Below are 26548 nucleotides of genomic sequence, written 5' to 3'. Positions count from 1 at the left end.
CCCCCGATCCGGTCGGATAGCCAAAAGCTGTTCGAACTTTACTCGACGTCGTCGAGCAGGCCGGATGGGCCTTTCTTCGACTTGTCGTCGTCGCTGGTCTTGGCCGGCGTGGAGCGGGAGCGGTTCGCCATGAAGCGGTCGAACTCGTCCTGGTCCTTGGCGCGGCGCAGTTCGCGCATGTAGTCGTCGAACTCCGTCAGCGTCTCGTCGAGCTTGCGGCGTTCTTCGGCGAGGCGCTCGAGTTCCTTCTCGCGCCAGTCGTCGAAGGCGACGTTGCCGGTGCGGCTGGGGCCATGGCCCCAGCGATGCGTCTTGTCGGCTCCGCGGCGGCAGCCGGCGAATATACCGTCCGTCGCACGGTTGACGTCGCGCTTGAAGCCTTCGAGCCGGTCGCCCCAGATGATGTAGGCGAGCATTGCAAATCCAAGCGGCCAGAACACCATGAAGCCGATGACCATCAGCGCGATGGTGGCTGGCGTCCAGGCCGGACGGATCAAGGCGGTCGTGTTCATCTTCTCCCGTTCCTTCGGTTGGGCAGCCGGGCCGGCTGCTCGGATTCGAAATGGTAAGGGGAGAACCCGGCTTCAAGACTTTTCCGCCTGAAACCGGACAAGAGCTTGAAAAATCTGTCGGAATTTTAACCGGTCGAGGAAAAGGACGACCAGTCCGGCGACCAGCCCCCAGAAGGCCGAGCCGACGCCGAACAGCGTCAGCCCCGACGCGGTGACGGCGAAAGTGACCGTCGCGGCGATGCGTTCCTTGTCGTCCTTGAGCGCTATCGCGAGCGCGTTGGCCAGCGCGCCGAGCAGGCCTAGTCCCGCCACCAGCATGATCAGCGAGGGCGGCAGAACTGCGAAAAGCGCGACCAGCGAGGCGCCGAACAGCGCGAAGACGACGTAGGCCAGCGCGTAGAACGGCCCTGTCTTCCAGCGCTCGGCAGGATCGGGATGCACGTCCGGCCCGGTGCAGATCGCCGCCGAGATGGCTGCCAGGTTGCTGGTCAACGCGTTGAAGGGAGCGGTCAGCACGGAGACCAGCCCGGTAACTGCGATCAGCGGACCCGGCTCCGGATCATAGCCGGCCGCCTTTAGCACGGCGAGGCCGGACAGGTTCTGCGAGGCCATGGTGACGAGATAGAGCGGCAGCGCCAGGCCGATGACCGATGTCAGCGTGAATTCCGGCATTGTAAGAACCAGCGTCGACATTTCCAGTGCCGGCATCGCGCCGATCCGGCCAAGCGCTACAGCCAGCGCCCCACCGCCGATCAGCACCGCCAGCACCGACAGTGCCGGATTGAACAGCCGGATGACGAAGAAGGCGGCGATCAGCGGCAGGATCAGCAGGGGATCGGTCGGAACGGTCTTTGCGGCGTTCATGACGAAGGTGACGACGATGCCCGCCAGCATGCCCGAGGCGACCGAGGCCGGGATTTTCGAGATCAATCTTGTCAGCGGCTTGAACAGGCCGGTGGCGACCAGCAGCACGCCGGCCACCAGGAAGGCCCCGACGGCTTCGTTGATGGAAAAACCGGTGCTGGCGCCGATAAGTGCTGCGCCCGGCGTCGACCACGCGGAAATCACCGGCATTTTTGTGCGCCACGACAGCCACGCCGTTTCCACCGCCATTGCGATGCACAGCGCCGTCACCATGCTGGCGGTCTGCGCTTGCGAGGCGCCGACGGCATCGCCCGCCGCGATGATCAGCGCCAGCGTGCCGCCGAAACCGACGACCGCCGCGACGAAGGCCGAAACCGGGATCGAAAGCCGCATGATGCACGGCCTATTCGGAAATCTGACGGATCATCGCGTCCACCGCGCCGAGGATCATCTCGATGTCCTTCGGACGCGATAGGCGATGGTCGCCGTCCGGCACCAGCGACAAAGTCACGTCGTCGGCGGGCAGCAGCCCGACCAGCTTCAGCGCATGCTGGTAGGGCACGTCGGGGTCGCGCATGCCCTGGATGACATGCACCGGGCAGAACGTGTCGAGCGGCCCGATCAGCACGCGGTTCTTGCGTCCGTCCTCGATCAGCGCGCGCGTAAAAATGCTGGGCTCGCCAGAATATTCGGAAGGCGTCTCGAAGAAACCCTTCTTGTCGAGATCCCGTTTCTGCGCTCTCGTCAGGTCCGGCTCGACCAAGTCGACGGTGAAGTCCGGCGCCGGCGCGATCAGCACCATGCCGCCGACACGCGCGCTTTCGCCGGCCTTCGCCAGTTCCTGCACAAGGCGCAGCGCGATCCACGCGCCCATGGAAGAACCGACCAGGACCTGCGGCCCCTCTGTGAAGGCGCGGAAGACGGCGAGGCTCTGCGCCAGCCAGGCCGAGATCGTCCCGTCGGCGAAGGCGCCACCGGATTCGCCATGGCCGGAATAATCGTGGCGCAGATAGGCGTGCCCGGTCCTTTCCGCCCAGCCGTCCAGCGCCGCCGCTTTTGTACCCAGCATGTCGGAGCGGTATCCGCCGAGCCACACGGCGCCCGGCTGGCGGCCGGTGCGGCGGCGGAAAGCGATACTTACGCCGTCGACGTCGAGATGATCGGGAGGGTTTTTGTCCATGGCGCTCAAAGACCTTCGGGGGAGACGGCTTCTCGCACAGTCGCAAGCGTGCGCAAAGGGCCAGTTTCCCGCCAAGGTTGGTTCGCGGACTGGTGATTTATTTGTTTCCCCGTGCTATTGACTCGCGCCCCGGCCCACCGACATAGGGCCGCCAGGCAGAAAACAGGTTCAACGGTTCAAGGAGACCACGACCATTCGCAGACCATTCAAGGCAGGCGCGCCCGTCAAGGAGGGGCCCCGCTCCAACAGGGATATCCGCGTTCCGCGGGTCCAGCTCATAGACACGGAAGGCAAGAACCACGGCGACGTCTCCATCACCGACGCGCTGCAGATGGCCGAGGAGGCCGGGCTCGATCTCGTCGAGATATCGCCCAATGCCGTTCCCCCCGTCGTCAAGATTCTCGATCTCGGCAAGCTGAAATACGCCAACCAGAAGAAGGCCGCCGAGGCGCGCAAGCACCAGAAGGTCATCGAGATCAAGGAGATCAAGATGCGCCCCAACATCGACAGCCATGACTACGAGACCAAGATGAAGGCGGTGCGCCGCTTCTTCGAGGAAGGCGACAAGGTCAAGCTGACGCTGCGCTTCCGCGGCCGCGAGATGGCGCATATGGAGCTGGGCATGCAGCTCCTGAATAAGGTCCGCGAGGAAACCGCGACGATCGCCAAGGTCGAGGCTGAGCCGAAGCTGGAAGGCCGGCAGATGATGATGGTGCTCGCCCCGAAATAGCCAAGATGCCGACAGAGCGTGCCGCCCGTTTCGGAAGCTCTGGCATCGAGGATTGCATGGAAACTGATCGCAAGGCCGCGATGGCTCGCTACCAGGCATCGCGGCGTTTAGTTTTGGCGGTTGTGATCGGCCTTCTTTGCCTGCTGCTTGTGTTCAGCGGCTCGCCGCACAGCGAACTCACGCATGAACGCATAGAAGCGCATGGGCTGGCGCTCATTCTGATCGGCATTGGCGGCCGGCTGTGGTCGATCCTTTATATCGGCGGTCGCAAATCCGCCGAGATCGTGGCCACCGGTCCCTACTCGGTCGTCCGCAATCCGCTCTATTTCTTCTCGACGATCGCGGCGGCGGGCGTCGGCACGCAGACCGGAAGCATCACGGTTGCGGCGGCGGCCGCCGTACTCTGCGCCACTGCTTTCTACATTGTGGCGATGCGCGAGGAAGCGCACCTGAAAGCGCTGTTCGGTGCGCCCTACGAAGCCTATCTCCAGCGAGTGCCGCGCTTCGTTCCCAACCCATGGCTGTTCACGGATCAGACCGAAGTCACGTTCAGCTCGCGTGTCTTCAATCACACGCTGCGCGACGGCCTTGTGTTTCTGATCTCGATCCCATGCTTCGAACTGATCGAGTCGGGCCAGGAAGCCGGGCTCATACCGATACTGTTCTACCTTTATTGAAAACGGCCCCCGAGCACGCTGCGGCAGCCGGCTCTTGTGGATTTGCCGGTTCGGACAAAGGGCCAGTGCGTGACGTGAGTGGCGGCGGCACAGGGCGCGTCTGAGCGCGCTTGCCCCACCGTGTTGAACTCCAAACTACAACCCGGTGGGATAAATCCACGCATAGGCGAAATGATAGGCGTCGCCGTCGCGCCCGTAGTGATAGGGCAGCGCAGCGTCCTTCGCTTCGGGCCTGACGCCGCGCAGTTCCGGCCTGGCCTCGAGCCAGGCGGCCATATCGCTGGGCAATTTCGGATCCGGCTTGCCCTTGTTGCGCCAGATGACCAGAGCCGGATGGGCCGCGTCAAATACATAAGGCTGCTCAAGGCTCTCGTAGCCGGGGACCATGACCGGAATGTCGGCCGGCGCATGCAGGCGCAGATTACCGGCCATCTGCTGGTCGTCCGCGAGGATGACCGAGGGCCGGTCCTTGCCGGAAGCCAATATCGCCGTGATCGCCGGGCCGTAAGGCACGTTCTGTTTGCTGTATCGTCCCATCGCGCCGAGGATCGGCGTCCGCGCAAACAGCACGAGTGGGATGATCACCATGATGGAAAGCACGATCGCGCCGAACCGCTGCGGCGCGCCGGCAAGCGGTTCCCCCGAAGCTTCGATCTTCGCAGAGAGATAGATCGGCAGCAGGAAGAACATCGGAACGAGCCAGCGGTCCTTGAAGTTGTCGGCGCCGCCGACCACGACAAGCAACAGAAGCACGACGGCGAAGATCAGGAACATCCGCCCGATCAGCCGCGTCCACTGGTTCTGCGCTTTCCATGCGTTCAGCAAAGTCCGGCCGAAGGCGACGGCGAAGAACAGTAAAGTCGGCAGCGTAAAGGCAGCGATCGCCCCGGCCAGCGACAGCAAACCCTCGCCGATCATCTCGATCCGGCTTCCGTGGGCGTCATCCGTCATTTTGCCGATGCTGCCGCTCGTCGCCTCGCCGACATGGTCGATGAACCATAGCGCGTGCGGCGCCACGACTGCTGTCGCCAAGAGTGCCGTCAGCAGCACGCGCGGGTCGAACAGCCGTGCTCTGAACGCGCGGTCAGGTAATGCGGCAATGACTGCAGCAAGCGGAAGCATGACGAAATTGTATTTCGAGATCACGCCGATGCCGATGGCGATGCCGGTCAGCGCGTAATTCAAGATATTCGGCCGCTGTAGCGACCGGATGAAGAAATGGATGAACATGCAAGCGGCAAACAGCACCGCAACGGTATGCGTCAGGTCGCGCTGCGCCTCGAAGCCGATCTGCGGAATGGTGATCAGCCCGAGCGTGGCGATGACGGCCAGCACTCGGTCGCGGATGACGAGACTGGCCGTCAGCCCGAACAGCAGGTAGCAGCCGAACAGCATCAGGTTCTTCAGTGCCGACACTGCCAGCACGGTGCTGCCGAGCAATTGCACCACGCCATATTGCAGCCAGTTGTAGAAAGGCGGCTGGGTGTCGTAGCCGATGGCGAACCACTGCGCGAGGAAGAGCTGCTGGCCTTCGTCGAGTTCCAGCGAGGCCGGCGCGAGCAGGCGCAGGACGATGTTCAGGACGAAATACGCAGCAAGCAGCAGGTAGACCGCGCCGCCGCTACGCGCCAGCCGCTTGATCACCTCAACTGTCCCGGCTGTAGCTGTTGCGGACGACGTAGCTGATAGTATTGCCCTGAGGCCGGGCGAGCATTTCGGCGACGATGCCGGTGGTTATCATCTGCACCGACGCCACGAACAGCATCACCGCGATCGTCAGCATCGGCCGTGTGCCGATGTCTTCGCCGAGAAAAAATTTCACCACGAACAGATAGAGGAAGAGCAGCCCGCTGATCCCGCCGAAGATCAGCCCGATCGTACCGAAGAAATGGCCCGGCCGGTGGCGGAAGCTCATGAAGAACAGCACCGAAAGCAGGTCCAGCACCACCCGGAAGGTCCGCGAGATACCGTATTTGGATTGGCCGAACTGCCGCGCATGGTGGCTGACCACCATTTCGTCGATGCGCGATGTCGGCGCCACGCTGGCGATCCAGGCTGGGATGAAACGATGCATGCCGCCCATGATGCGGACCTGCTTGACGACCTTGGTGCGATAAAGCTTCAGCCCGCAGCCATAGTCGTGGACCTTCACGCCGGTGACCTTGCGGATCAGCCTGTTGGCGATCCAGGACGGGACCAGCCGCAGCATCAGCCCGTCCTGCCGGCTCTTGCGCCAGCCGCAGACGAGATCGAGCTGGCGCTCTTCGAGCATCGTGATCATCTTCGGAATGTCGTAGGGGTCGTTCTGCAGGTCGCCGTCGAGCGTCGCCAGCAGTCGGCCGCGCGCCGCGTCGATGCCGGCCTGCAAGCCCGCCGCCTGGCCGAAATTGCGCTGCAGTTCGATGATCCGGAGATCGAGCCCTTCACGGCCGAATTCCTTGCGTGCATTGACAAGCGTGCCGTCCGTCGAGCCATCATCGACGATGATGAGTTCCCACGGCTTACCGAAGTCCTTGAGGGCGCCGCAGATTCGCTCGACCAGCGGCCCGACACTTTCCTCCTCGTTGCGAACCGGGATAAGGACCGAAAGTTCTATGCCGCTTTCGGCCTCGTCGACTGAAAGTGGCAATGATTGGGATTGCAGCACGATGTCTCCCCGGAAAGCCCGGCTTTGGGCCGCCCTGTTACAGCAGCGGCCGATGTTAGACAATCACGGGCAAGGGCGGCGGCATGGCTGAGGGCGTTACCCGGCGGAACTGGTTCGTGAAGAACAGGATCGTATTGCTCGCCGTGGCGGTGATCCTTCTCTACGCGCTCTTCGTGCAGTGGGTGTGGGGCTGGCCATCCATCCTCGCCGCCTGGCGCGAGGTCGGCATCGGCACGATCCTTCTGGCGCTCGCCCTGCTGGTGGCGACCTATTTCGTGCGTGCCCACCGCATCCACGACTATTTCCCGCGCGAAACGTCCGGCCGGTTTGTCTGGTTGCTGCGGGTGACGCAGGTCCACAATATCCTGAATATCATGCTGCCTTTCCGCGCGGGCGAGACCAGCTTTCCGCTGTTGATGCGCTCCGAATTCGGCGTGCCGCTGGCCCACGGTACATCGGCTCTGTTGGTGCTGAGGCTGCTTGACCTGCACGCGCTGCTGGCGGCGGCCGGCGTGGGCCTTGTCGCGGGAACCGGCTACGAATTATGGGCCTGCGGTCTCTGGCTCCTGTTCCTGGTGTCGCCGCTTCTTGTCTTCCCGTTCCGCGATCCGGTGCTGGGCTTTGCGCGGCGAAAACTTCCGGCAAAATTCTCCGGTCTGGTCGACCGGATCGCCGACGGCATCCCGCAAAACCTCGCGGCGTTCATCCGCGCCTGGGTGCTGACCGTGGTGAACTGGGGCGTCAAGGTGCTGGTGCTTGCCTGGGTGCTGGCGCTGATGGGCGTCGGCCCGCTTGCCGCCTGCTTCGGCGGCGCGCTCGGCGGCGAACTTTCTTCCGTGCTGCCGGTGCATGCGCCGGGCGGCGTCGGCACCTATCCGGCTGGCATCGCCACGGGAGCGGCCGCCTTCGGCGCCGGCAAACAGACCATGGACCTCGCCGTTCTCGCCAAGGCGAGCATCAACACCCATCTGCTGACGATCGTTTCCGCGCTTGCCGGAACCGCCGTATCGCTGATCCTGCCGATGCTGACAGGAGCAAGGCGCGGCCGTATACATGGCGCCGAATAACGGAAAAAGGATTCAATCCAGCCCGTTGCACTTTTCCAGACTCGCCGCTATAAGGCCGCGTTCTGAAAAAACCGCCCGGCAGGGCATGCCGTGGCGGTTTCATTTGCTTTCCGGGCTTTGGTCGGCTCCGGAAACAACAACAGGGGCGATTGAAGCCCCGCATAGGAGTAGCAAAATGCCCAAGATGAAGACCAAATCGGCCGCCAAGAAGCGGTTCAAGATCACCGGCACCGGCAAGGTGCTGGCCGCTGCCGCCGGCAAGCGGCATGGCATGATCAAGCGTTCCAACAAGTTCATCCGCGACGCGCGCGGCACGATGGTTCTGTTCAAGGCCGACGGCGAGAAGGTCGTGAAGAACTTTCTGCCCAATGGCGGCGGACTCTGAGCCCGGAACGAATAAGGAGATCATGACATGGCACGCGTAAAGAGAGGCGTCACCGCCCACGCCAAGCACAAGAAGGTCCTGGACGCCGCTAAAGGTTTCTACGGCCGCCGCAAGAACACCATTCGCATCGCCAAGCAGGCGGTCGAAAAGTCGATGCAGTACGCCTATCGCGACCGCAAGGTGCGCAAGCGTAACTTCCGCGCTTTGTGGATCCAGCGCATCAACGCGGCGGTGCACGAGCACGGCCTGACCTATGGCCGCTTCATCGACGGCCTCAACAAGGCCGGCATCGAGATCGACCGCAAGGTGCTGTCCGACATGGCGATCCACGAGCCGCAGGCTTTCGCCGCACTCGTCGGCAAGGCCAAGGTCGCGCTCGAATACCTGAAGAACACCACCCCGAACGCTTTTGAGAGCGCTGTAGCCTAACCAGCGCCTTCCCAAGCTTTCGAAATTCTGATTTGGGAAACCCGCGCTGGCAGGGCTGGCGCGGGTTTTTCTTATGCCCGGCTTTCACTTCCAACGTGAAAATCAACTTTGAACCGTGAGTTTGACCGTGAACGTCGCAGCTTCGAACATTGAAACGCTGGAAAGCGCCCTGCTGGCCGACATCGCCGCGGCATCCGACGAGCAGGCGATCGAAGCCGTGCGCGTCGCAGCCCTCGGCAAGAAGGGCTCGATCTCCGAGCGCATGAAGACGCTCGGCGCCATGAGCCCGGAGGAGCGCCAGTCGATGGGGCCGGCGCTCAACGGCCTCAAGAACCGCGTCACCGACGCGCTCGCCGCCCGCAAGGCCGAACTGAAGGACGTGGCGATTGCCGCGCGCCTCGCCGCCGAAAAGGTCGACGTGACGCTCCCTGTTCGCCAGTCACCGGCCGAGCGCGGCCGCATCCATCCGATCAGCCAGGTCATAGACGAGATCACCGCGATCTTCGCCGACATGGGCTTTTCGGTCGCCGAAGGCCCGGACATCGAGACCGATCACTACAATTTCACGGCGCTCAACTTCCCGGTCGGCCATCCGGCCCGCGAGATGCACGACACTTTCTTCCTGCCGCCGGATGCCACCGGCGAGCGAAAGGTGCTGCGCACCCACACCTCGCCCGTGCAGATCCGCACCATGGAAGCGCAAAAGCCGCCGATCCGCATCGTCATACCGGGAAAAACCTACCGGCAGGATTCGGACGCCACCCATTCGCCGATGTTCCATCAGGTCGAGGGGCTAGTGATCGACAAGACGGCGAACGTCGCCAACATGAAATGGGTGCTGGAAGAGTTCTGCAAAGCCTTCTTCGAGGTTCCGCAGGTCAAGATGCGCTTCCGGCCGAGCTTCTTCCCGTTCACCGAGCCGTCGCTGGAAGTCGACATCCAGTGCGACCGCTCGCGGCCGGGCGAAGTGCGCTTCGGCGAGGGCAGTGACTGGATGGAAATTTTGGGCTGCGGCATGGTGCATCCCAACGTGCTGCGCCATGGCGGGCTCGACCCTGACGAATACCAGGGTTTCGCCTGGGGCATGGGCATCGACCGCATCGCCATGCTGAAATACGGCATGCCGGACCTGCGCGCCTTCTTCGACGCCGACGTGCGCTGGCTGCAGCACTACGGTTTCCGCCCGCTCGACCTGCCGACGCTGTTCGGAGGGCTGAGCAGCTAGGCGATGCCGACCGTCCTTCGCAAATACGGCATCCGGTTCCATTTCTATGGTTCCGACATGCGGGAGCCTCCGCATATTCATGCGGAAGGGCAGGGCGGTAAAGCGAAGATCTGGCTGGAGCCGGTCCGGTTCGCCGAACATCAAGGCTTCAAGGCGTCCGACCTGAAGCGTATTATCGAAGTGTCGAACGAACACAGGGATGAATTTCTGGAGGCATGGAATGAGTTCTTCAGAGACATATTCGGAGAGTGATCGGCCGATCGAGGCGTGGTGCGATCCCACGCATTTGCACGTCCGCCTTGCCGACGGCCGGGAAGTGGTGACGCCCCTGTGGTGGTATCCGCGACTGGCGTCCGCGTCACCGGGCCAGCGCAACAACGTTTGCATGATGCTTGACGGTGTTCATTGGCCGGATGTCGACGAGGACCTCTCGGTTCGCGGAATGCTGTCCGGCTGGAAATATCCGAAGGCAGTCAAGCCTGCTGTGGCGGCGGAATAGCAGGCGGGCACCGGGGAGAACAATGTCCGAGGTCGCCCATCACACCGGCGGATGCCGCTGCGGCGCGGTGCGCTTCGAGGCGACCGCCACGCCGCACCACGTCAGCTATTGCCATTGCGACGACTGCCGGCGGGCTACGGGCGCCCCGGTCGCGGCCTATGTCGGCTTCATGGCCGATGAAGTCACGCTGCGCGGCGATTCGCTCGCCCGTTTCGACAACGGCCCGGTGACCCGCAGTTTCTGCTCGGTCTGCGGTTCGCCCATCGCCTATACGGACGCCCGCATCGGCGACCGCATCTATTTCATGCTCGGCGCGATGGACCAGCCCGCGCTGTACAAGCCCACCCACCATTCCTACGTGCGCTCGCAACTGCCCTTCGTCCATATGCCGGACAGCCTGCCGCGCCACGTAAAGACAAGCGTACCCAGACCCGACGGAACCGACGCATGAAACTCACCCTTTCCTGGCTCAAGGAACACCTCGAGACCGACGCCTCGCTCGATGAGATCGTCGAGCGGCTGACCTCGATCGGGCTCGAAGTCGAGTCGGTCGACGACAAGGCCGCGCTAAAACCCTTCGTCATCGCAAAAGTGCTCACGGCGGAAAAACATCCCGACGCCGACAAGCTGCGCGTGCTGATGGTCGACACCGGCGACGGCAAGCCGCCCGTGCAGGTTGTCTGCGGCGCGCCCAACGCGCGGGCCGGCCTGGTCGGCGCCTTCGCCGCGCCGGGCGCCTACATCCCCGGCACCGGCATTACGCTCGGCGTCGGCAAGATCAGGGGCGTCGAGAGCCGCGGCATGATGTGCTCGGAACGCGAGCTTGAGCTTTCCGACGCGCATGACGGCATCATCGAGCTTCCCGCCGACGCGCCGGTCGGAACACCCTACGCGCATTGGGCGAAGCTCGACGACCCGGTCATCGAGATCAACCTGACGCCCAACCATCCCGACGCCACCGGCGTGCACGGCATCGCCCGCGACCTCGCCGCCAGCGGCCTTGGCCGGTTGAAGGCCGCCCCGGTCGAGCCCATTGCCGGCGAGGGCGACTGCCCGGTGAAGCTGACGATCGAGACGCCGGAGCTGTGCCCCGGCTTCGCGTTGCGCCTCGTTCGTGGCGTGAAAAACGGCCCATCGCCGAAATGGCTGCAGCAGCGGCTCATCGCCATCGGCCTGCGCCCCATCAACGCGCTGGTCGACATCACCAACTACATCACCTTCGACCGCGGCCGGCCGCTGCATGTGTTCGACGCGAAGAAGGTCGCCGGCAATCTCGTCGTGCGCCGCGCGGCCGAGGGCGAGATGGTGCTGGCCCTGGACGGGCGGCCCTACACGCTCACCCCCGACATGTGCGTCATCGCCGACGACGACGGCGTGGAATCCATCGCCGGCATCATGGGTGGCGAGCATTCCGGATGCGACGAAAACACCACCGACGTGCTGATCGAATCGGCACTCTGGGCGCCGCTGAACATCGCGCGCACAGGCCGCACGCTGGGCATCATCACCGATGCCCGCTACCGCTTCGAGCGCGGCGTCGATCCGGAATTCATGGTCCCCGGCCTCGAACTGGCGACGCAGATGGTGCTCGACCTCTGCGGCGGCGTGCCGACCCGCACGGAGGTCGTCGGCTACGCCGGCCACACGCCGAAAATCGTCTCCTTCCCGGTCTCGGAGGTGAAGCGCCTGACCGGACTCGATGTCCCGAAAGCTGAAAGCCTCGACATCCTGACCCGCCTCGGCTTCGAGCCCAAGGGAGACGGCGACGTCGTCGACGTGATCGTCCCCTCCTGGCGGCCGGATGTCGACGGCAAGGCCGACCTGGTCGAGGAGGTGATGCGCATCCATGGCGTCGACGAAATCGCGCCGCAGCCCATGGCTAACCACGAGGCCGTGAACGGAAAAATCCTGACGACGCTGCAGATCCGCAGCCGCGCTGCCAAACGCGCGCTCGCCGTGCGCGGCATGATGGAGGCCGTCACCTGGTCGTTCATCCCACAAAAGCACGCCGAGGTTTTTGGTGGCGGCAAGCCGGAGCTGAAACTGGTGAACCCGATCGCAGCCGACATGTCGGACATGCGGCCCTCGCTTCTGCCCGGCCTGATCGCCGCCGCCCAGCGCAACGCCGACCGGGGTTTTGGCGACGTCGCCCTGTTCGAAGTGTCGGGCACCTATGAGGGCGACACTCCGTCGGACCAGCGTCGTATTGCTGCCGGCGTCCGGCGCGGCACGGCGAAGCTGGACGGCGCGGGCCGTCACTGGGCCGGCAACGCGCAGCCGGTCGGTGTGTTCGACGCCAAGGCCGACGCCATCGCGGCGTTGGAAGCGTGCGGCGCGCCGGTGGACAAGCTGCAGGTCGAGGCCGGCGGCCCGGCCTGGTACCACCCCGGCCGCTCGGGGGTGATAAAACTCGGGCCGAAGACCGTGCTCGGCACCTTCGGCGAGTTCCATCCGAAAACGCTGGAAACGCTCGACGTATCCGGCCCGCTCTGCGGCTTCGAGGTGTTCGTCGACGCCATCCCCGAGCCGAAGGCCAAGCCGACCCGCACAAAACCCAAGCTGGAACTGTCCGCCTTCCAGGCGGTGAAGCGCGACTTCGCCTTCGTCGTCGATCGCGGCGTCGAGGCCGGTGCGATCGTGCGGGCCGCCACCGGCGCCGACAAAAAACTGATCGCCGGCGTCTCGGTCTTCGACATTTTCGAGGGCGCGTCGCTGGGCGAGGGCAAGAAATCCGTGGCGATCGAAGTTGCCATCCAGCCGGCCGAGCGCACGCTCACCGACGAGGATTTCGAGGCGCTGGCCGGGCGGATCGTCGAGAATGTCAGGAAGCAGACAGGTGGGGTACTGAGGGGGTGATCCGCCGCGATGGTGGAGAGCGGGGTTCTCCGCCAGTCCGCGCCGGCTGTCCGAATAGTCAGTATACCGGTCGGCGCATGGGTGACTCACGGCAATGGAAAAACTCGCCACGAAATGGCTTGCCACGCATATCGGCACGATCGACGGATTCCTTGACAACCGGGAATGCGCCGAATTGATCGCCGATAGCGAGCGGCGCGGTTTTGAGGAAGCCACTGTCAGCAATGGCGGCAGGGCGTCGGTGGAAAAATATCTGCGCGACAACGATCGCGTGATCTTCGACGACGAAGACCTTGCCGACCTGTTTTTCGCCCGCGCCAAGCCGCTCCTCTATGCGCGGTTTGGCGACTGGCGGATCTCCGGTTTGAACGAGCGGTTCCGTTTCTATCGCTACGGTCCTGGCCAGAAATTCGACTGGCACAATGACGGCTATTTCGAGCGTCCGAACGGCGAGCGCAGCCAGTTCACCTTCATGATCTACCTCTCGGATGGTTTCGAGGGCGGCGGCACGTCGTTTCGCGGTGAGATACCGGGCTATTCCGGCTTCCGCCTCGACGTGAAGCCAAGCAAGGGAATGGCGCTGGCCTTCTATCATCCGCTCGAGCATCGCGGCGACGAGGTGGTATTGGGCCGCAAATACGTTCTGCGGACGGACGTCATGTACCGGCGCAGTTGACCAGAAACGGGTGTCCTGCAGATGGGAATCGGTGCGCATTGGCGCCCCGATTCCCTGCATCCCCAAGCCAGAATCAACCGTTAACCAGCGCCAGCGCCGCTTCGGTGTAGCGCTTGCCCGCGACCTTGTGCGGTGACGCGACTTCGCCGATGGCGGCGAGTTCGGCGGCAGTCAGCGAAATCGTCGCGGCTTCGGTGTTCTGTTCGAGATGTTGGATCTTCCGCGCACCGGGGATCGGTACGATGGAGTCGCCCTGATGCAGCACCCAGGCCAGCGCCAGTTGGGCCGAGGTCACGCCTTTTTCTTCCGCCATTTGCCCGAGTTTCTCGACGATAGCCGCGTTCGCTGTCATGTTGTCGGCCTGGAAGCGGGGCAGGGTCCGTCGCCAGTCGTCGGGGCCAAGTTCCTCCGGCTTGCGGATGGCGCCGGCCAGAAGGCCGCGCCCGAGCGGGCTGTAGGGTACGAAGCCGATGCCGAGCTCGCGCAGCACGGGCAGGACGTCCGTCTCGGGGTCGCGGGTCCACAGCGAATATTCGCTCTGCACAGCGGCGATCGGATGTACGGCGTGGGCGCGCCGGATTGTCGCTGCGCTCGCTTCCGACAGGCCGAGCGCCTTGGCCTTGCCCTCGCGCACGAGATCGGCCATGGCGCCGACCGTGTCTTCTATCGGCACGGTAGGGTCGACGCGGTGCTGGTAGAACAGGTCGATTGCCTCGATTCCGAGCCGCTTCAGGGAAGCTTCGGCGACCGCCTTCACGTGTTCCGGCCGGCTGTCGAGACCGGTCATGCGTTCGATGCCCTTGCCCTGGTCGGAGATCTTGAAGCCGAACTTCGTGGCGATGACCACGCGGTCGCGGACCGGCCGCAGTGCCTTGCCAACCAGCACCTCATTGTCGAACGGTCCGTAGATCTCCGCGGTATCGAAGAAGGTGACGCCGAGGTCGACGGCATGGTGAAGGGTGCGGATGGCGTCGGTCTCATCCTGCCCGCCATAGGCGAAGCTCATGCCCATGCAGCCGAGGCCGACCGGAAACACATCGATTTCGGGTCCAAGTTTGCGGTTTTGCATCAATCGCTCCTCTGTTCTCGCGATGGAGCGAAGGTAGTGGTCTTCCGCTTGTTCGATAATGCGCTTGGAATGCACGGGCCGTTCCATAAAATAGATCAATGAAAAGGAACCATTTGCCGCAGCTCGCCGTCCTCGCCGCCGTCGCGCAGGCTGGCAGCTTTCGCGGTGCGGCCAGGGAACTCGGCATCGCACCGTCGGCGATAAGCCACGCGATTTCGAGTCTGGAGGAGGGGCTTGGGATCAGGCTGCTTGCCCGCAGCACGCGCAGCGTTGCGCCGACGGAAGCGGGCGCGCAATTGCTGGAACGGCTGCGCCCGGCCCTGTCCGAAATCGATCTGGCGCTGGAATCCGCCATCGAGTCCCGGGAAGCGCCGGCGGGAAACCTGCGGCTGACCGTGCCGCGAACGGCGGCACAACTGACGCTTGCGCCGCGGCTTGGAGCTTTCGCCACGGCCTATCCCGATATCGTGCTGGAGATTGTCGTCGACGACCGGTTCACCGACGTCGTGGAGGGCGGGTTCGATGCCGGTGTCAGGCTCGGCGAGAGCCTGCAGAACGACATGATCGCGGTGCGGATCGGGCCGCCGATGCGCGGCGCCGTCGTGGCCGCGCCTTCCTACTTCAAGACCAGGCAGCGGCCCGTTCATCCGCAAGAACTTGGCGAACATCGCTGCGTTCGCTTCCGCTTTTCGAGCGGCGTGCTCTATCGATGGGAATTCGAGAAGGACGGCAAGGAACTCGAGATCGCCGTCAACGGGCCGTTGATCGTTGGTGAGGACCGATTGATCGTTGAGGCCGCGCTGAACGGCGCCGGCGTCGCCTTTGTCTTCGAGGACTATGTCGCTGAGGCGATTGCCGATGGCGCGCTGGTGCGCGTTTTGGAAGACTGGTGTCCGTCCTTCGACGGCTTTTATGTCTACTATCCGAGCAGACGCCACATGCGGCCCGCATTGCGAGCCTTCGTCGATTTCTTCCGCTACAGTGGCGCGCCGCCTGGCTAGCCGCTTTGCGGCTTGATGCTATGATCCGTTGCAGCGTCTGAGTGCAAAGGCGCAATCCGGTCCATTGAAGGAGTATCGTATGCTCTCCGCCGTCCGCACCACCCGCCTGCCCTCCGGCGTCGACGTGCCGGTGCTCGGCCTCGGCACCTGGAAGATGGGCGAGGACCGGCGCAAGCACGCCGATGAGGTGGCGGCCCTCAAACTCGGGCTCGATCTTGGCATGACGCTGATCGACACAGCCGAGATGTATGCTTCGGGCGGCTCGGAAGAGGTGGTGCGAGAGGCGATCGCCGGCCGCCGCGACGAGGTTTTCCTGGTCAGCAAGGTGCTGCCCTCCAATGCCTCGCGCGCCGGCACGATGCGCGCCTGCGAGGCCAGCTTGAAACGTCTCGGCACCGACAGGCTCGACCTCTATCTGCTGCACTGGCGCGGCGGCGTGCCGCTTTCCGAGACGGTCGGGGTCTTGGAGGATTTGAAGGCGGCCGGAAAGATCCTGCATTGGGGCGTCAGCAACTTCGACACCGAGGATATGGAGGAACTGGCGGATACCGACGGCTCGGGCGTCGAGACAAACCAGGTGCTCTACAATCTGTCGGCGCGAGGCATCGAATATGACCTGCTACCACAGGCGGCGGCGCGTGGCCTGCCGGTCATGGCTTATTCACCGGTCGGGCAGGGCGACCTGACCAGGGATGCACGTCTCGGCCAGGTTGCGGCGCGCCACGGCGTCAGCGCCGCGCAGGTTGCGCTCGCCTGGACGCTGCGCCATCCCCACATCATCGCCATCCCTAAGGCGACGCAGCCAAAACATGTGCGCGACAACCGCGCCGCGCTCGACCTGCAACTGACGCCTGCCGACCTTTCCGACCTCGACGCCGCCTTTCCGCCGCCACGCCGCAAGCAGCGGCTGGAGATGATTTGAGCCGCCGCCGTTCTTGAGGTTCCCTTGCAACCGGCCATGCGCTAGGGTCCGCCGGCTTTTAATTCGAGGGATGGAAAAATGTTTCGCTGGGGTGTTCTGTCGACGGCAAAAATCGGGCGCGAGCAGTTGCTGCCGGCCATCCAGGATGCCGAGAACGGCGTGCTGACCGCGGTGGCGAGCCGCGACGTGGCCAAGGCCCGGGCGCTGGCCGACCGTTTTGGCGCGCCGCATGCCTTCGGCTCCTACGAGGAGATGCTGGCCTCCGACACGATCGACGGCGTCTACATCCCGCTGCCGACTTCGCAGCACGTCGAGTGGGCCATCAAGGCGGCCGACGCCGGCAAGCATGTGTTGGTGGAAAAGCCGCTGGCGCTTGACGCAAAGGATATCGCCGAGGTGATCGCCGCGCGCGATCGCAACAAGGTGCTCGTCTGCGAAGCCTTCATGGTGGTCTACCACCCACAATGGATCAAGGTCCGCGAACTGGTGCAGGGCGGCGCCATCGGCCGGCTGCGCCACGTGCAGGGCGCCTTTTCCTATTACAATGTTGATGCCACCAACATGCGCAACATTCCGGAGCTCGGCGGCGGTGCGCTGCCCGACATCGGCGTCTATCCGACCGTCTCGACCCGCTTCGTCACCGGCAAGGAACCGCTGCGCATCCAGTCGACGGTCGAGCGGGACCCGAAATTCGGCACCGACACCTATTCGAGCACCAAGGCGGATTTCGGCGATTTCCACTTGACCTTCTACTGCTCGACGCAGATGGCGCTCCGCCAGTTCATGGTCTTCCACGGCGAAAAAGGCTTCATCGAGGTGCACGCGCCGTTCAACGCGGGCGACTATGACCATCACCGCATAGAACTGCACAACCAGAACCACACCGAGGCGACCGTGTTCCGCTTCCCGGCGACGCGCCAGTACCGGCTGGAGGTCGAGACCTTCGCCCGCGCCGCGCAGGGCGGCGGCGACGAAGTCTTCACGCTGGAGAATTCGGCGAAGAACCAGAAGGTCATCGACGCGATCTTCCGTGCCGCCAGCAAGGACGGCTGGGAGCCGGTTTGATCGATCGGCAGGCGTCCGGCGCCGCTCAGGCGAGATAGCCGCCGTCGATGGTGAGTGCGGCGCCGGTGATGAACCGCGCCTCCGGGCCGGCGAGATAGGCGACCATGCCGGCAATCTCCGCATCCTGTCCGAGCCGCCCGAGCGCCGCGAAAGCCGTTCGGCGAGCCGATCGACAACTGCGTTCCGATCTTGGGCGGTCTTGCGCCTATCCTGCGCGCGAGGCCTGATACCCTGCACGTCGAGGTCGCACGAACGTCCGGGATGACGGTCACAAGGACCGAATGAAGACCGGTCCACATCATCGGCTGTCGCCCCGGCCGCGTTTGCCGGAGAGCAGCTTCTTCAATTGCTGGTGGCTTGCCGCTCTATCCTGGTCTGGAGACCGCGCTTCCGATTGCAACTGTGGAAAGCGGAATTGTCGAGAGCGGCGATTGATCACCTGCCAGACCGACCGAAATCCCGGGAGCCTCTATCCCGTCGTCTCACCGTCGCAAGGCGGAAAAAATTTGGTGGAGCCAAGCGGGATCGAACCGCTGACCTCCTGCATGCCATGCAGGCGCTCTCCCAGCTGAGCTATGGCCCCATCCGTCCGGCAGAGCCGGTGCCCTTGCGGGCGTTGGGAGACGGCCCCGAGGGGCCGTCGCAGAAGGCGGCTTCTAAACCCGCCTTTCCGTAATATCAAGCCTCCCCTGGAGGCAATTTTCCGGCCGCGACGACGCAGCCGGAAAGATCTTACACCTCGTCGTCCTCACCGACGCCGACAATCCCGGTAACGTCGTCGCCGTCTTCCTCTTCATCCTCGAGGAACACGTCTTCTTCCTCGTCGCCCAGATCGACCTCGTCGTCGCCCAGATCGGGCAGATCGTCGCTGCCGCCCTTGGCCTCGTCATCGGCTTCCTCGAGCGAAACGACATCGGCGGTTTCGTCTTCGGCGTCGACCTCGCGCTCCTCGGCCTCCTCGTCGTCGGCGGGCTTGGCGCTCGCCGAATCGAAATAGGTACGGGGATATGTTTTGCCGGTATAGGGGGAGACGATCGGATCCTTGTTCAGATCGTAGAATTTCCGGCCCGTTTCCGGGTCTATCCGTTTGGTGCCGAGTTCTTCTTTTGCCACGTCTTAGCCTCGTCCTGAAAGAACGGTCCCCTTAACCGCAGTTGATTGCCCTGTCAAAGCCAAAACCACACGATTTTTTCCAGCGAAAATGCGGCTTTCCGGCTCCCGCGCGAGGGGATGACCGCCCATGGACTCCATGATAGGAGACCGCCGCGAATGATGAAACACCGACGCCGCACCGCCGGCGTCAGCGACGAGGTCAGGAAATGTCCCATCAAGGCGGCGCGCGGCCGGCGACGGCCAGAAAGTCTCCCGCGCTCAAGGGAACCGTCCGGATTCCTGGCGACAAGTCGATCTCGCACCGCTCCTTCATGTTCGGCGGCCTGGCCTCCGGCGAGACCCGCATCACCGGCCTGCTGGAAGGCGAGGACGTGATGCGCACCGGCGAGGCGATGAAGGCGATGGGCGCGAAAATCGACAAGCGCGGTGGCGAATGGATCATCAGCGGCGTCGGCAATGGCTGCCTGCTGGAGCCGGCGGCGGCGCTCGATTTCGGTAATGCCGGCACCGGTTCTCGCCTCACCATGGGGCTGGTCGGCACTTACGACATGAAGACCACCTTCATCGGCGACGCCTCGCTGTCGAAGCGGCCGATGGGCCGCGTGCTCGACCCGCTACGCCAGATGGGCGTGCAGGTGCTGGAAGCCGCCGCCGGCGACCGCATGCCGATCACCTTGCACGGCCCGCGCCACGCAGCACCCATTGCCTATCGCGTGCCGATGGCTTCCGCACAGGTGAAGTCGGCGGTGCTGCTCGCCGGCCTCAACACGCCGGGTATCACCACGGTGATCGAGCCGGTGATGACGCGCGACCACACTGAAAAGATGCTGAAAGGCTTTGGCGCCAAGCTTGATGTGGAGACGGACAGGGACGGTGTGCGCCACATCCGCATCGAAGGGCAGGGCAAGCTAACCGGCCAGACCATTGCCGTCCCCGGTGATCCCTCTTCCGCCAGCTTCCCGCTCGTCGCCGCGCTCATCGTGCCGGGCTCGGACGTGCTGATCGAGAACGTGCTGATGAACCCGACCCGCACCGGCCTGATCACCACGCTTCTGGAAATGGGCGCCGACATCGAACTCATCGACCGCCGCAATGCCGGTGGCGAGGACGTCGCCGACTTGCGCGTGCGATCATCCGAGTTGAAGGGCGTGACCGTGCCGCCGGAGCGCGCGCCGTCGATGATCGACGAATATCCGGTACTCGCCGTCGCCGCCTCCTTCGCCGAGGGCGATACGCTGATGCAGGGGCTGGAAGAGCTTCGCGTCAAGGAATCCGACCGGTTGTCGGTGGTTGCCGCAGGTCTCAAGGCCAACGGGGTCGACTGCGACGAGGGCAAGGAAACGCTGCTGGTGCGTGGAAAACCGGGCGGCAAGGGTCTTGGCGGTGGCACGGTCGTCACGCATCTCGACCACCGCATCGCCATGGCCTTCCTGGTGCTCGGCCTGGCCACCGAAAAGCCGGTGGCCGTCGACGACCAGGCGATGATCGCCACCAGCTTTCCCGAATTCATGGGGCTGATGGCGGGGTTGGGAGCGGAGATCGAATAAAAATGTATCAGCCGCCGCACCACCGCGAAGACGATCTCGGCGTTCAGCACGCGCTGATCCGCGCGCATCCGCTGGGCCTGCTGATCACTGCTGGCGCAGAGGGCCCGACCGCCAATCCGCTGCCGTTCCATCTCGACGCGGCGCGCGGCGCCAAGGGCACGCTGCAGGTGCATATGGCGCGGGCCAATGGCCAGTGGAAAGAACTGCTTGTCGGCGCCGCGCCGCTCGTCGTCTTCCAGGGCGCCGAAAACTACATCACCCCTTCCTGGTACGCGACCAAGCGTGAGACCGGAAAAGTCGTGCCGACCTGGAACTACGCGATGGTTCAGATAAAGGGCAAGGCGGCCGTCATCGAGGATTTTGACTGGCTGCGCCGGCAGATCGGCGCGTTGACCGGCGATCATGAGGGCAAGCGTGCTGCGCCCTGGGCGGTGGAGGATGCACCCGACGCCTTCATTGCGGCACAGATCAAGGGCATCGTCGGCGTCGAGATCGAGATCACCGACATTTTTGGCAAATGGAAGGTGAGCCAGAATCGGCCGGCGGCCGATGTCGCCGAGGTGATCGAGGGGTTGGAGCAGCCGGACCAGCCGCATGTGAACGCCGAGATGGCGGAACTGGTGCGGGAATACGGCTATCGGAAACGCGAACCGAAGGGATAATCCCCAGGCGATGAGCGGGCTGCCATCTTGGAAACCTGGTCACACTTCGTAAGGCGCTCTTTGATATTGTTGCGCGGTCACCGGACGGCCCAACGATGGATGATTGGATCAATATTAATAGGCAGGAACGTCCCGATGGGATGATCCTCTATCGGCCGGTGCGGAACGAACCAACATATGTGTTGTCCGAGGAGCAGGATGCCGAGATTGGTAAGCTGCTCCGGTGGCAGGTCGTGGTCGGATACGTAGCTGGCATTCCGATGCTGGTGGCGATTCTGTCCTGGCTTTCCGGCCATCTCGGTCTCCCGACCGTGCTGGCCTGCGTGGGCGCTATTTTGACGGTTGCGACACCAATAGGCTTGCACTTGGAGCGGCGCCGCAAAAACATTATCCGGCAAGCACCGGTTTCAGAGACGCAGATCGAACTGCCTGAGATACGATACCTGCTGGCCAGTTTGTGGTCGATCATGCCTGCGCGCCACAGATTCGCGCTTCGGGCCGCGCCGTTCCTGATGCTGGTTTCCAGCGCATTCATCATTCTTAAGCATCTGTTCGGCGGTTTTCCGGATCAGGTGCCTCCCCTCTTCTCCCTCACGTTATCAACGGCATGTTTCGTTCTGAGCATCCCGTTTTGTTGGCTGATGGTCCGAATTAGGAGCGGCCGGATGCCTCTCGGGAAAGGTTGAGACATCGGGGCGTCAGATGTCGGCGCGAGTTAGCCGTTGCGCTCGCGGCATTTCTCCTTCATGTGCGCCGCCATGGAAAAATCACTCACCATCGCCATCGACGGCCCCGCCGCTTCCGGCAAGGGAACGTTGGCCCGCCGCATCGCCGACTATTATCATCTCGGCCATCTCGATACCGGCCTCACCTATCGCGCCGTGGCGCACATGATGCTGCAAAAGGGCTGGCCGCTCGACGACGACGCCCATGCCATCGAAGCTGCGAGGCAGGTCGACCTCGGCAATCTCGACAAGCACGCTTTGTCGGCCCATGCCGTTGCCGACGCGGCTTCGAAGGTGGCTGTTATCCCCGAGGTGCGGCGCATCCTGGTCGACAAGCAGCGCACCTTCGCCGCGCAGCCCGGCGGCGCCGTGCTCGACGGCCGCGACATCGGCACGGTGGTCTGCCCCGAGGCCCCGGTGAAACTTTATGTCACGGCGAGCGCCGAAGTACGCGCGGCGCGTCGCCTGCGCGACATCGAGGGCCGCGGCGGCCATGCGGGGCTTGCCGAAATCCTCGACGACATCCGCCGCCGCGATGAACGCGACATGGGCCGTTCCGACTCGCCGCTCAAGCCCGCCGCCGACGCGCACTTGCTCGACACGTCGGAAATGTCTATAGAAGCCGCGTTCCGCGCAGCCAGGGCGATCATAGACGGCGTCCTTGCCGGGCAGAACGCATCCTGAGATTTCTCGGATCGGTTTTGCCTCAAGGGCGGCCGCCGCCGTTTGATCGAAGGTCGGAACCAGCCTGCCAGCATTTTCTTGCGCCGGTCCGCCGCCTCGAAGCGGCTTCGGGTTTTCGAAGACCCGGAATGCCGGCAGGCCAACGCAACACGAACCCACGGCGCCGCCTCGCCCAAGCCGCGAGGCTTTCAGGAGAAACAATGTCTCAATCCAACCCATCCCGCGACGATTTCGCCGCCCTTCTCGACGAGTCGTTTTCCAGCGGCCATTCCGGCGAAGGCCAGGTCGTTCGCGGTACTGTCACGGCCATCGAAAAGGACATGGCCATCATCGACGTCGGCCTGAAGGTCGAAGGCCGGGTGCCGCTGAAGGAATTCGGCGCCAAGGCCAAGGACGGCCAGATGAAGGTCGGCGACCGCGTCGAGGTCTATGTCGAGCGCATCGAGAATGCGCTGGGCGAAGCCATGCTGTCGCGCGACAAGGCCCGCCGCGAAGAGAGCTGGGTCAAGCTCGAAGAGAAATTCAACAAGGGTGAGCGCGTCGAAGGCGTCATCTTCAACCAGGTCAAGGGCGGCTTCACCGTCGATCTCGACGGCGCCGTGGCCTTCCTGCCGCGTTCGCAGGTCGACATCCGCCCGATCCGCGACGTCACCCCGCTCATGCACAACCCGCAGCCCTTCGAGATCCTCAAAATGGATCGCCGCCGCGGCAACATCGTCGTTTCGCGCCGCACCGTGCTGGAAGAGAGCCGCGCCGAGCAGCGCTCCGAGATCGTCCAGAACCTCGAAGAGGGCCAGGTGGTCGAGGGCGTGGTCAAGAACATCACCGACTACGGTGCGTTCGTCGACCTCGGCGGCATCGACGGCCTGCTGCACGTCACCGACATGGCATGGCGCCGCGTCAACCATCCGACCGAGATCCTGAACATCGGCCAGACGGTCAAGGTGCAGATCATCCGCATCAACCAGGAAACCCACCGCATCTCGCTCGGCATGAAGCAGCTCGAGAGCGATCCGTGGTCCGACATCGGCTCGAAATTCCCGATCGGCAAGAAGATCCGCGGCACGGTCACCAACATCACCGACTACGGCGCCTTCGTTGAGCTGGAGCCGGGCATCGAGGGCCTGATCCACGTTTCCGAGATGAGCTGGACGAAGAAAAACGTGCATCCCGGAAAAATCCTGTCGACGACCCAGGAAGTCGACGTGGTGGTGCTCGAGGTCGATCCGGCCAAGCGCCGCATCTCGCTGGGCCTCAAGCAGACGCTGGAAAACCCGTGGCAGGCCTTCCAGGCCAACCATCCGGTCGGCAGCGAGGTCGAGGGCGAGGTCAAGAACAAGACCGAGTTCGGCCTGTTCATCGGCCTCGACGGCGATGTGGACGGCATGGTGCACCTCTCCGACCTCGACTGGAACCGTCCGGGCGAGCAGGTCATCGAGGAGTACCAGCGCGGCCAGATGGTGAAGGCGCAGGTGCTCGACGTCGACATCGACAAGGAGCGCATCTCGCTGGGCATCAAGCAGTTGCAGCGCACCGCCGCTTCGTCGGCTGGCGGCGAGGCCGGCGGCGACCTGCGCAAGAACGCGGTCGTCACCTGCGAGGTCACCGGTATCAAGGACGGCGGCATCGAGGTGCGGCTGGTCGAGAGCGGTGTCGAGTCCTTCATTCGCCGCGCGGACCTTTCCCGCGACCGCGACGAGCAGCGCCCGGAGCGTTTCACGGTCGGCCAGAAGGTCGATGCGCGCGTGATCGCCTGGGACAAGAAGACCCGCAAGGTGCAGGTCTCGATCAAGGCGCTGGAAATCGCCGAGGAGAAGGAAGCGGTCGCCCAGTACGGCTCGACCGATTCCGGCGCTTCGCTCGGCGACATTCTTGGCGCCGCGCTCAAGGGCCGCAACTGACCGACGGCGGCCTTCGAGCCGCTGCCTGAAAAACGAAAAGCCCCGCCGGAGCGATCCGGCGGGGCTTTTTCGTTGGGAACCTCGTCTATGGCCGGGCGTTCATCTCCCGACAGGCGCCAGGCGCCGTCAAGAAAACAACCCAGGAGATGCGACATGAACTGGAATCAGGTTGAAGGCAATTGGGAGCAGTTCAAGGGCAAGGTCCAGAAGCAATGGGGCAAGCTCACCAATGACGACCTCGACGTGATCAAGGGCAACAGGCGCGAACTGGCCGGGCGCTTGCAGGAGCGTTATGGCCAGGCCCAGGATGCCGCGGAGAAGGATATCGACACCTGGCTGTCCCGTCACTGACGAAACCACTCCACCATCTTTCGATCCCGCCGGGGCGACCCGGCGGGTTTCTTTTTGGGATAGCTTCAGTGAACTTGCAGCCTGTCTCCGACGATCCGAAACGGCAAGCCGTCGAGACAGCAGCAATTTCGGACCGGCACCAAGGGCGTTGATTCCGGCCCTTGATATCAATCCACCCGATATTCGATCATCGCCGGACGCTCAGCCGTGATGCGAAGCTGCGAAGCGAGTTCAGCCGCAGTCGTCACCCTGGCATAGGGCATGCCATAAGCCTCGGCGATCTTCCTGAAATCCGGCGGAGCCGGCGAAACGCCGACCGGTTCGACGCCGACATCGCGCATCGACACCTCGATCTCGCGATAGCCGCGATTGTTCCACACCACGAAGATCACGCCGGCCTGCATTTCCACCGCCGCGGCGATTTCCGGCAGCGTGAACTGAAAACCGCCGTCGCCGCTGAGGCAGACGACCGGAACGTCCAGCATCGCCAGCGCCGCGCCGATCGCCGCCGGCGGACCATAGCCCAGAGCGCCATAGCCGGTCGCGGCGTTGAACCAGCCGCCCGGTCGGTCATGGTCGTAATAGAGGTTGGCGGCATAGACCGGCTGGGTCGAATCCCCGACGATCAGCGCGCCGGGCAACGCGTTGCGGATGGCCTCCACAGCTTCTAGCTGAGACGGAAGCGCCGGCCCAAGCCGCGCCAGCTCGGCGCGCGCGGCCTGACGGCATTCTTCGGCGCGTCCTTCGCCATCGGACGTGCCGGAGGGACCGGCGCGGTCCGACAGGGTGCCAAGGATCGCCTGCAGCCCCATCCTGCTGTCCGCCTCGATCTTGACGAAAGCCGGACGCCGGTCGAGCTGCTCGGCGTCGATGTCGATCCGGACCAGATTGGTCGGAAAAACAAAGCCGCCATCGGCATACATGTCGTAATCGGTCGGGCCAAATTCGGTGCCGACGGCAATTGCGAGATCGGCCGCGCCGATCAGAGTTCGCACGGACTTGAGGCTTGGGCTGGCGGGTACGACGAGCGGATGGCCATGCAACAGGCCGCGTGCGTTCGCCGTCAGCACGACCGGTGAATCGAGGCGCTCCGCAAGAATCGTGAGGGCTGCGCCAGCGTTTCGCGCGCCACCGCCGGCGAGGATGACCGGGCGCACCGCCTGCGCGATCAGCCGCGCGCCAGCGACGACAGCCGCATGGTCCGGCTCGGGCAGGTCGACCGGTTCGATCGGCTTGAGCAGCGTTGCCGGCTTGCCCATAACGTCGAGCGGAATCTCGATATGCACCGGCCCGGGCCGGCCCGTCCTGAACAGCGCGAAAGCGCGGTCCATCGCCGGCTGCAATTCTGCTGCGCTCTCGACGCGCGTCGACGACAGCGCCACCTTCTCCATCATGCCGCGCTGGTCGGGCAGTTCGTGCAGGTAACCAAAACCCTTGCCGAGCGAAGCCAGGGCGTTGACACCCGATATCACCAGCATCGGCACGGAATCGGCGCGCGCCTGCGCCATTGCGGTGATCGTGTTGGTCAGGCCGGGGCCGGTGATGACGAAGGCAACCCCCGGCCGGCCGCTGGCGCGGGCGTATCCATCGGCCATGAAACCTGCGCCCTGTTCGTGGCGGGGCGTGACGTGGCGGATTTTTGAACTTGCCAGTCCGCGATAGAGCTCGACCGTATGCACGCCCGGTATGCCGAACACGGTGTCGACGCCGTGGCGTTCAAGCAGTGAGACGAGAGCCTCGCCGATGGTGGTCATGGTGCCT

The 26548-nt window shown here is 64.0% G+C and carries 28 protein-coding genes, 1 tRNA gene and 1 pseudogene; 20 read left to right on the top strand and 10 right to left on the bottom strand.

The genetic code is table 11. The features are described from left to right. Nucleotides 1-38: 38 nt before the first annotated feature. The 3 genes from ACH196_RS28565 to ACH196_RS28555 all read right to left on the bottom strand — a co-directional run bounded on the left by ACH196_RS28565 (nt 39) and on the right by ACH196_RS28555 (nt 2556). Nucleotides 39-512 (bottom strand): DUF2852 domain-containing protein, encoded by a 474-nt coding sequence (locus ACH196_RS28565; protein WP_396650234.1) that lies wholly within the window; start codon nt 510-512, stop codon nt 39-41. A gap of 72 nt (nt 513-584) precedes the next feature. Further along, on the bottom strand, nt 585-1769 hold the full coding sequence (locus ACH196_RS28560) for a benzoate/H(+) symporter BenE family transporter (RefSeq protein ID WP_396650233.1): 1185 nt from the start codon (nt 1767-1769) through the stop codon (nt 585-587). 10 nt (nt 1770-1779) lie between these two features. Next, the gene (locus ACH196_RS28555; RefSeq protein WP_396650232.1) at nt 1780-2556 is read right to left on the bottom strand and encodes an alpha/beta hydrolase; all 777 of its coding nucleotides are present in this window, start codon (nt 2554-2556) and stop codon (nt 1780-1782) included. A gap of 193 nt (nt 2557-2749) precedes the next feature. Here ACH196_RS28555 and infC point away from each other — a divergent pair, with 193 nt between their 5' ends. Both infC and ACH196_RS28545 read left to right on the top strand, forming a co-directional pair. Next, complete coding sequence (gene infC, locus ACH196_RS28550; RefSeq protein WP_396650238.1) at nt 2750-3286, top strand: translation initiation factor IF-3; 537 nt, start codon at nt 2750-2752, stop codon at nt 3284-3286. 56 nt (nt 3287-3342) lie between these two features. Continuing rightward, complete coding sequence (locus tag ACH196_RS28545; RefSeq protein WP_396650231.1) at nt 3343-3963, top strand: methyltransferase family protein; 621 nt, start codon at nt 3343-3345, stop codon at nt 3961-3963. A 135-nt stretch (nt 3964-4098) separates the two neighbouring features. On the opposite strand, the gene ACH196_RS28540 is transcribed toward ACH196_RS28545, so the two are convergent. Together ACH196_RS28540 and ACH196_RS28535 are read right to left on the bottom strand one after the other, a co-directional pair. Further along, complete coding sequence (locus tag ACH196_RS28540; protein ID WP_396650230.1) at nt 4099-5607, bottom strand: ArnT family glycosyltransferase; 1509 nt, start codon at nt 5605-5607, stop codon at nt 4099-4101. A 1-nt stretch (nt 5608) separates the two neighbouring features. Beyond that, nucleotides 5609-6610: a glycosyltransferase family 2 protein gene (locus ACH196_RS28535; protein WP_396650229.1), complete on the bottom strand. Its 1002-nt coding sequence runs from the start codon at nt 6608-6610 to the stop codon at nt 5609-5611. Between the two features lie 83 nt (nt 6611-6693). Between ACH196_RS28535 and ACH196_RS28530 the strand changes: the two genes are divergently transcribed. From ACH196_RS28530 to ACH196_RS28490, 9 genes are all read left to right on the top strand, one after another. After that, nucleotides 6694-7677, top strand: coding sequence for a lysylphosphatidylglycerol synthase domain-containing protein (locus tag ACH196_RS28530; RefSeq protein WP_396650228.1), 984 nt, complete (start codon nt 6694-6696; stop codon nt 7675-7677). Between the two features lie 175 nt (nt 7678-7852). Then, a complete protein-coding gene (gene rpmI / locus ACH196_RS28525) occupies nt 7853-8062 on the top strand; it encodes a 50S ribosomal protein L35 (RefSeq protein ID WP_349004976.1) in 210 nt (69 codons plus the stop codon). Between the two features lie 27 nt (nt 8063-8089). Continuing rightward, complete coding sequence (rplT, locus tag ACH196_RS28520) at nt 8090-8491, top strand: 50S ribosomal protein L20 (protein WP_349004975.1); 402 nt, start codon at nt 8090-8092, stop codon at nt 8489-8491. Nucleotides 8492-8618: 127 nt separating this feature from the next. After that, nucleotides 8619-9716 carry a phenylalanine--tRNA ligase subunit alpha gene (gene pheS, locus ACH196_RS28515; RefSeq protein ID WP_396650227.1) on the top strand — a complete coding sequence of 366 codons (1098 nt, stop codon included), beginning with the start codon at nt 8619-8621 and terminating at the stop codon, nt 9714-9716. A gap of 3 nt (nt 9717-9719) precedes the next feature. Next, the gene (locus ACH196_RS28510; RefSeq protein ID WP_396650226.1) at nt 9720-9968 is read left to right on the top strand and encodes a DUF4160 domain-containing protein; all 249 of its coding nucleotides are present in this window, start codon (nt 9720-9722) and stop codon (nt 9966-9968) included. Then, on the top strand, nt 9937-10215 hold the full coding sequence (locus ACH196_RS28505) for a DUF2442 domain-containing protein (RefSeq protein ID WP_396650225.1): 279 nt from the start codon (nt 9937-9939) through the stop codon (nt 10213-10215). Before ACH196_RS28510 ends, ACH196_RS28505 begins: the two co-directional genes overlap by 32 nt. Before the next feature lie 22 nt (nt 10216-10237). Further along, complete coding sequence (locus ACH196_RS28500; protein ID WP_396650224.1) at nt 10238-10666, top strand: GFA family protein; 429 nt, start codon at nt 10238-10240, stop codon at nt 10664-10666. Beyond that, complete coding sequence (pheT, locus tag ACH196_RS28495; protein WP_396650223.1) at nt 10663-13071, top strand: phenylalanine--tRNA ligase subunit beta; 2409 nt, start codon at nt 10663-10665, stop codon at nt 13069-13071. The genes ACH196_RS28500 and pheT overlap by 4 nt, the downstream gene beginning before the upstream one ends. Nucleotides 13072-13165: 94 nt before the next feature. Next, nucleotides 13166-13747, top strand: a complete 582-nt coding sequence (locus tag ACH196_RS28490; RefSeq protein ID WP_396650222.1) for a 2OG-Fe(II) oxygenase — start codon at nt 13166-13168, stop codon at nt 13745-13747. A 73-nt stretch (nt 13748-13820) separates the two neighbouring features. Here the strand turns inward: ACH196_RS28490 and ACH196_RS28485 are convergent, their stop codons facing one another. Next, entirely contained in the window at nt 13821-14816 is a 996-nt protein-coding gene (locus ACH196_RS28485) for an aldo/keto reductase (RefSeq protein WP_396650221.1), read from the bottom strand. Nucleotides 14817-14914: 98 nt separating this feature from the next. Between ACH196_RS28485 and ACH196_RS28480 the strand changes: the two genes are divergently transcribed. The 3 genes from ACH196_RS28480 (at nt 14915) to ACH196_RS28470 (ending at nt 17804) form a co-directional block, all read left to right on the top strand. Continuing rightward, nucleotides 14915-15817: a LysR family transcriptional regulator gene (locus tag ACH196_RS28480; protein ID WP_396650220.1), complete on the top strand. Its 903-nt coding sequence runs from the start codon at nt 14915-14917 to the stop codon at nt 15815-15817. Between the two features lie 79 nt (nt 15818-15896). After that, on the top strand, nt 15897-16739 hold the full coding sequence (locus tag ACH196_RS28475) for an aldo/keto reductase (protein ID WP_396650219.1): 843 nt from the start codon (nt 15897-15899) through the stop codon (nt 16737-16739). A 78-nt stretch (nt 16740-16817) separates the two neighbouring features. Further along, nucleotides 16818-17804 carry a Gfo/Idh/MocA family protein gene (locus ACH196_RS28470; protein WP_396650218.1) on the top strand — a complete coding sequence of 329 codons (987 nt, stop codon included), beginning with the start codon at nt 16818-16820 and terminating at the stop codon, nt 17802-17804. Nucleotides 17805-17829: 25 nt separating this feature from the next. Here the strand turns inward: ACH196_RS28470 and ACH196_RS28465 are convergent. The 3 genes and pseudogenes from ACH196_RS28465 to ACH196_RS28455 form a co-directional block, all read right to left on the bottom strand. Beyond that, nucleotides 17830-17949 (bottom strand): annotated as a pseudogene (locus tag ACH196_RS28465) (SDR family oxidoreductase); the annotation flags it as partial. Nucleotides 17950-18311: 362 nt separating this feature from the next. Beyond that, nucleotides 18312-18387, bottom strand: a tRNA-Ala gene (locus ACH196_RS28460). Between the two features lie 149 nt (nt 18388-18536). Beyond that, the gene (locus ACH196_RS28455; protein WP_396650217.1) at nt 18537-18917 is read right to left on the bottom strand and encodes a TIGR02300 family protein; all 381 of its coding nucleotides are present in this window, start codon (nt 18915-18917) and stop codon (nt 18537-18539) included. Between the two features lie 206 nt (nt 18918-19123). Between ACH196_RS28455 and aroA the strand changes: the two genes are divergently transcribed. The 6 genes from aroA (at nt 19124) to ACH196_RS28425 (ending at nt 24787) form a co-directional block, all read left to right on the top strand. Further along, nucleotides 19124-20464 (top strand): 3-phosphoshikimate 1-carboxyvinyltransferase, encoded by a 1341-nt coding sequence (aroA, locus tag ACH196_RS28450; RefSeq protein WP_396650216.1) that lies wholly within the window; start codon nt 19124-19126, stop codon nt 20462-20464. Nucleotides 20465-20466: 2 nt separating this feature from the next. Further along, complete coding sequence (locus ACH196_RS28445; RefSeq protein ID WP_396650215.1) at nt 20467-21126, top strand: FMN-binding negative transcriptional regulator; 660 nt, start codon at nt 20467-20469, stop codon at nt 21124-21126. A gap of 95 nt (nt 21127-21221) precedes the next feature. Then, nucleotides 21222-21812 carry a hypothetical protein gene (locus ACH196_RS28440; RefSeq protein ID WP_396650214.1) on the top strand — a complete coding sequence of 197 codons (591 nt, stop codon included), beginning with the start codon at nt 21222-21224 and terminating at the stop codon, nt 21810-21812. A 72-nt stretch (nt 21813-21884) separates the two neighbouring features. Beyond that, entirely contained in the window at nt 21885-22535 is a 651-nt protein-coding gene (gene cmk / locus ACH196_RS28435) for a (d)CMP kinase (RefSeq protein WP_396650213.1), read from the top strand. Nucleotides 22536-22735: 200 nt separating this feature from the next. Continuing rightward, a complete protein-coding gene (rpsA, locus tag ACH196_RS28430) occupies nt 22736-24436 on the top strand; it encodes a 30S ribosomal protein S1 (RefSeq protein ID WP_396650212.1) in 1701 nt (566 codons plus the stop codon). A 153-nt stretch (nt 24437-24589) separates the two neighbouring features. Then, nucleotides 24590-24787: a CsbD family protein gene (locus ACH196_RS28425; protein ID WP_396650211.1), complete on the top strand. Its 198-nt coding sequence runs from the start codon at nt 24590-24592 to the stop codon at nt 24785-24787. 167 nt (nt 24788-24954) lie between these two features. Here ACH196_RS28425 and ACH196_RS28420 read toward each other — a convergent pair whose 3' ends face one another. Then, complete coding sequence (locus ACH196_RS28420; RefSeq protein WP_396650210.1) at nt 24955-26541, bottom strand: 5-guanidino-2-oxopentanoate decarboxylase; 1587 nt, start codon at nt 26539-26541, stop codon at nt 24955-24957. Nucleotides 26542-26548: the final 7 nt, after the last annotated feature.

The organism is Mesorhizobium sp. IMUNJ 23232 (genome assembly GCF_044326205.1).
Taxonomy (GTDB): domain Bacteria; phylum Pseudomonadota; class Alphaproteobacteria; order Rhizobiales; family Rhizobiaceae; genus Kumtagia.
Note: the sequence above shows the minus strand (reverse complement) of the source record. Positions and strands in the feature narration are given on the sequence as shown.

Coding starts and splice junctions, on each gene's coding strand:
- ACH196_RS28475 (WP_396650219.1), top strand. CDS start 15,897: ATGCTCTCCGCCGTCCGCACCACCCGCCTGCCCTCCGGCGTCGACGTG.
- ACH196_RS28545 (WP_396650231.1), top strand. CDS start 3,343: ATGGAAACTGATCGCAAGGCCGCGATGGCTCGCTACCAGGCATCGCGG.
- ACH196_RS28500 (WP_396650224.1), top strand. CDS start 10,238: ATGTCCGAGGTCGCCCATCACACCGGCGGATGCCGCTGCGGCGCGGTG.
- rpmI (WP_349004976.1), top strand. CDS start 7,853: ATGCCCAAGATGAAGACCAAATCGGCCGCCAAGAAGCGGTTCAAGATC.
- ACH196_RS28510 (WP_396650226.1), top strand. CDS start 9,720: ATGCCGACCGTCCTTCGCAAATACGGCATCCGGTTCCATTTCTATGGT.
- ACH196_RS28555 (WP_396650232.1), bottom strand. CDS start 2,556: ATGGACAAAAACCCTCCCGATCATCTCGACGTCGACGGCGTAAGTATC.
- aroA (WP_396650216.1), top strand. CDS start 19,124: ATGTCCCATCAAGGCGGCGCGCGGCCGGCGACGGCCAGAAAGTCTCCC.
- ACH196_RS28530 (WP_396650228.1), top strand. CDS start 6,694: ATGGCTGAGGGCGTTACCCGGCGGAACTGGTTCGTGAAGAACAGGATC.
- ACH196_RS28440 (WP_396650214.1), top strand. CDS start 21,222: ATGGATGATTGGATCAATATTAATAGGCAGGAACGTCCCGATGGGATG.
- pheT (WP_396650223.1), top strand. CDS start 10,663: ATGAAACTCACCCTTTCCTGGCTCAAGGAACACCTCGAGACCGACGCC.
- ACH196_RS28505 (WP_396650225.1), top strand. CDS start 9,937: ATGAGTTCTTCAGAGACATATTCGGAGAGTGATCGGCCGATCGAGGCG.
- rplT (WP_349004975.1), top strand. CDS start 8,090: ATGGCACGCGTAAAGAGAGGCGTCACCGCCCACGCCAAGCACAAGAAG.
- ACH196_RS28470 (WP_396650218.1), top strand. CDS start 16,818: ATGTTTCGCTGGGGTGTTCTGTCGACGGCAAAAATCGGGCGCGAGCAG.
- rpsA (WP_396650212.1), top strand. CDS start 22,736: ATGTCTCAATCCAACCCATCCCGCGACGATTTCGCCGCCCTTCTCGAC.
- ACH196_RS28425 (WP_396650211.1), top strand. CDS start 24,590: ATGAACTGGAATCAGGTTGAAGGCAATTGGGAGCAGTTCAAGGGCAAG.
- cmk (WP_396650213.1), top strand. CDS start 21,885: ATGGAAAAATCACTCACCATCGCCATCGACGGCCCCGCCGCTTCCGGC.
- ACH196_RS28485 (WP_396650221.1), bottom strand. CDS start 14,816: ATGCAAAACCGCAAACTTGGACCCGAAATCGATGTGTTTCCGGTCGGC.
- ACH196_RS28480 (WP_396650220.1), top strand. CDS start 14,915: ATGAAAAGGAACCATTTGCCGCAGCTCGCCGTCCTCGCCGCCGTCGCG.
- ACH196_RS28490 (WP_396650222.1), top strand. CDS start 13,166: ATGGAAAAACTCGCCACGAAATGGCTTGCCACGCATATCGGCACGATC.
- ACH196_RS28445 (WP_396650215.1), top strand. CDS start 20,467: ATGTATCAGCCGCCGCACCACCGCGAAGACGATCTCGGCGTTCAGCAC.
- ACH196_RS28560 (WP_396650233.1), bottom strand. CDS start 1,769: ATGCGGCTTTCGATCCCGGTTTCGGCCTTCGTCGCGGCGGTCGTCGGT.
- ACH196_RS28420 (WP_396650210.1), bottom strand. CDS start 26,541: ATGACCACCATCGGCGAGGCTCTCGTCTCACTGCTTGAACGCCACGGC.
- ACH196_RS28565 (WP_396650234.1), bottom strand. CDS start 512: ATGAACACGACCGCCTTGATCCGTCCGGCCTGGACGCCAGCCACCATC.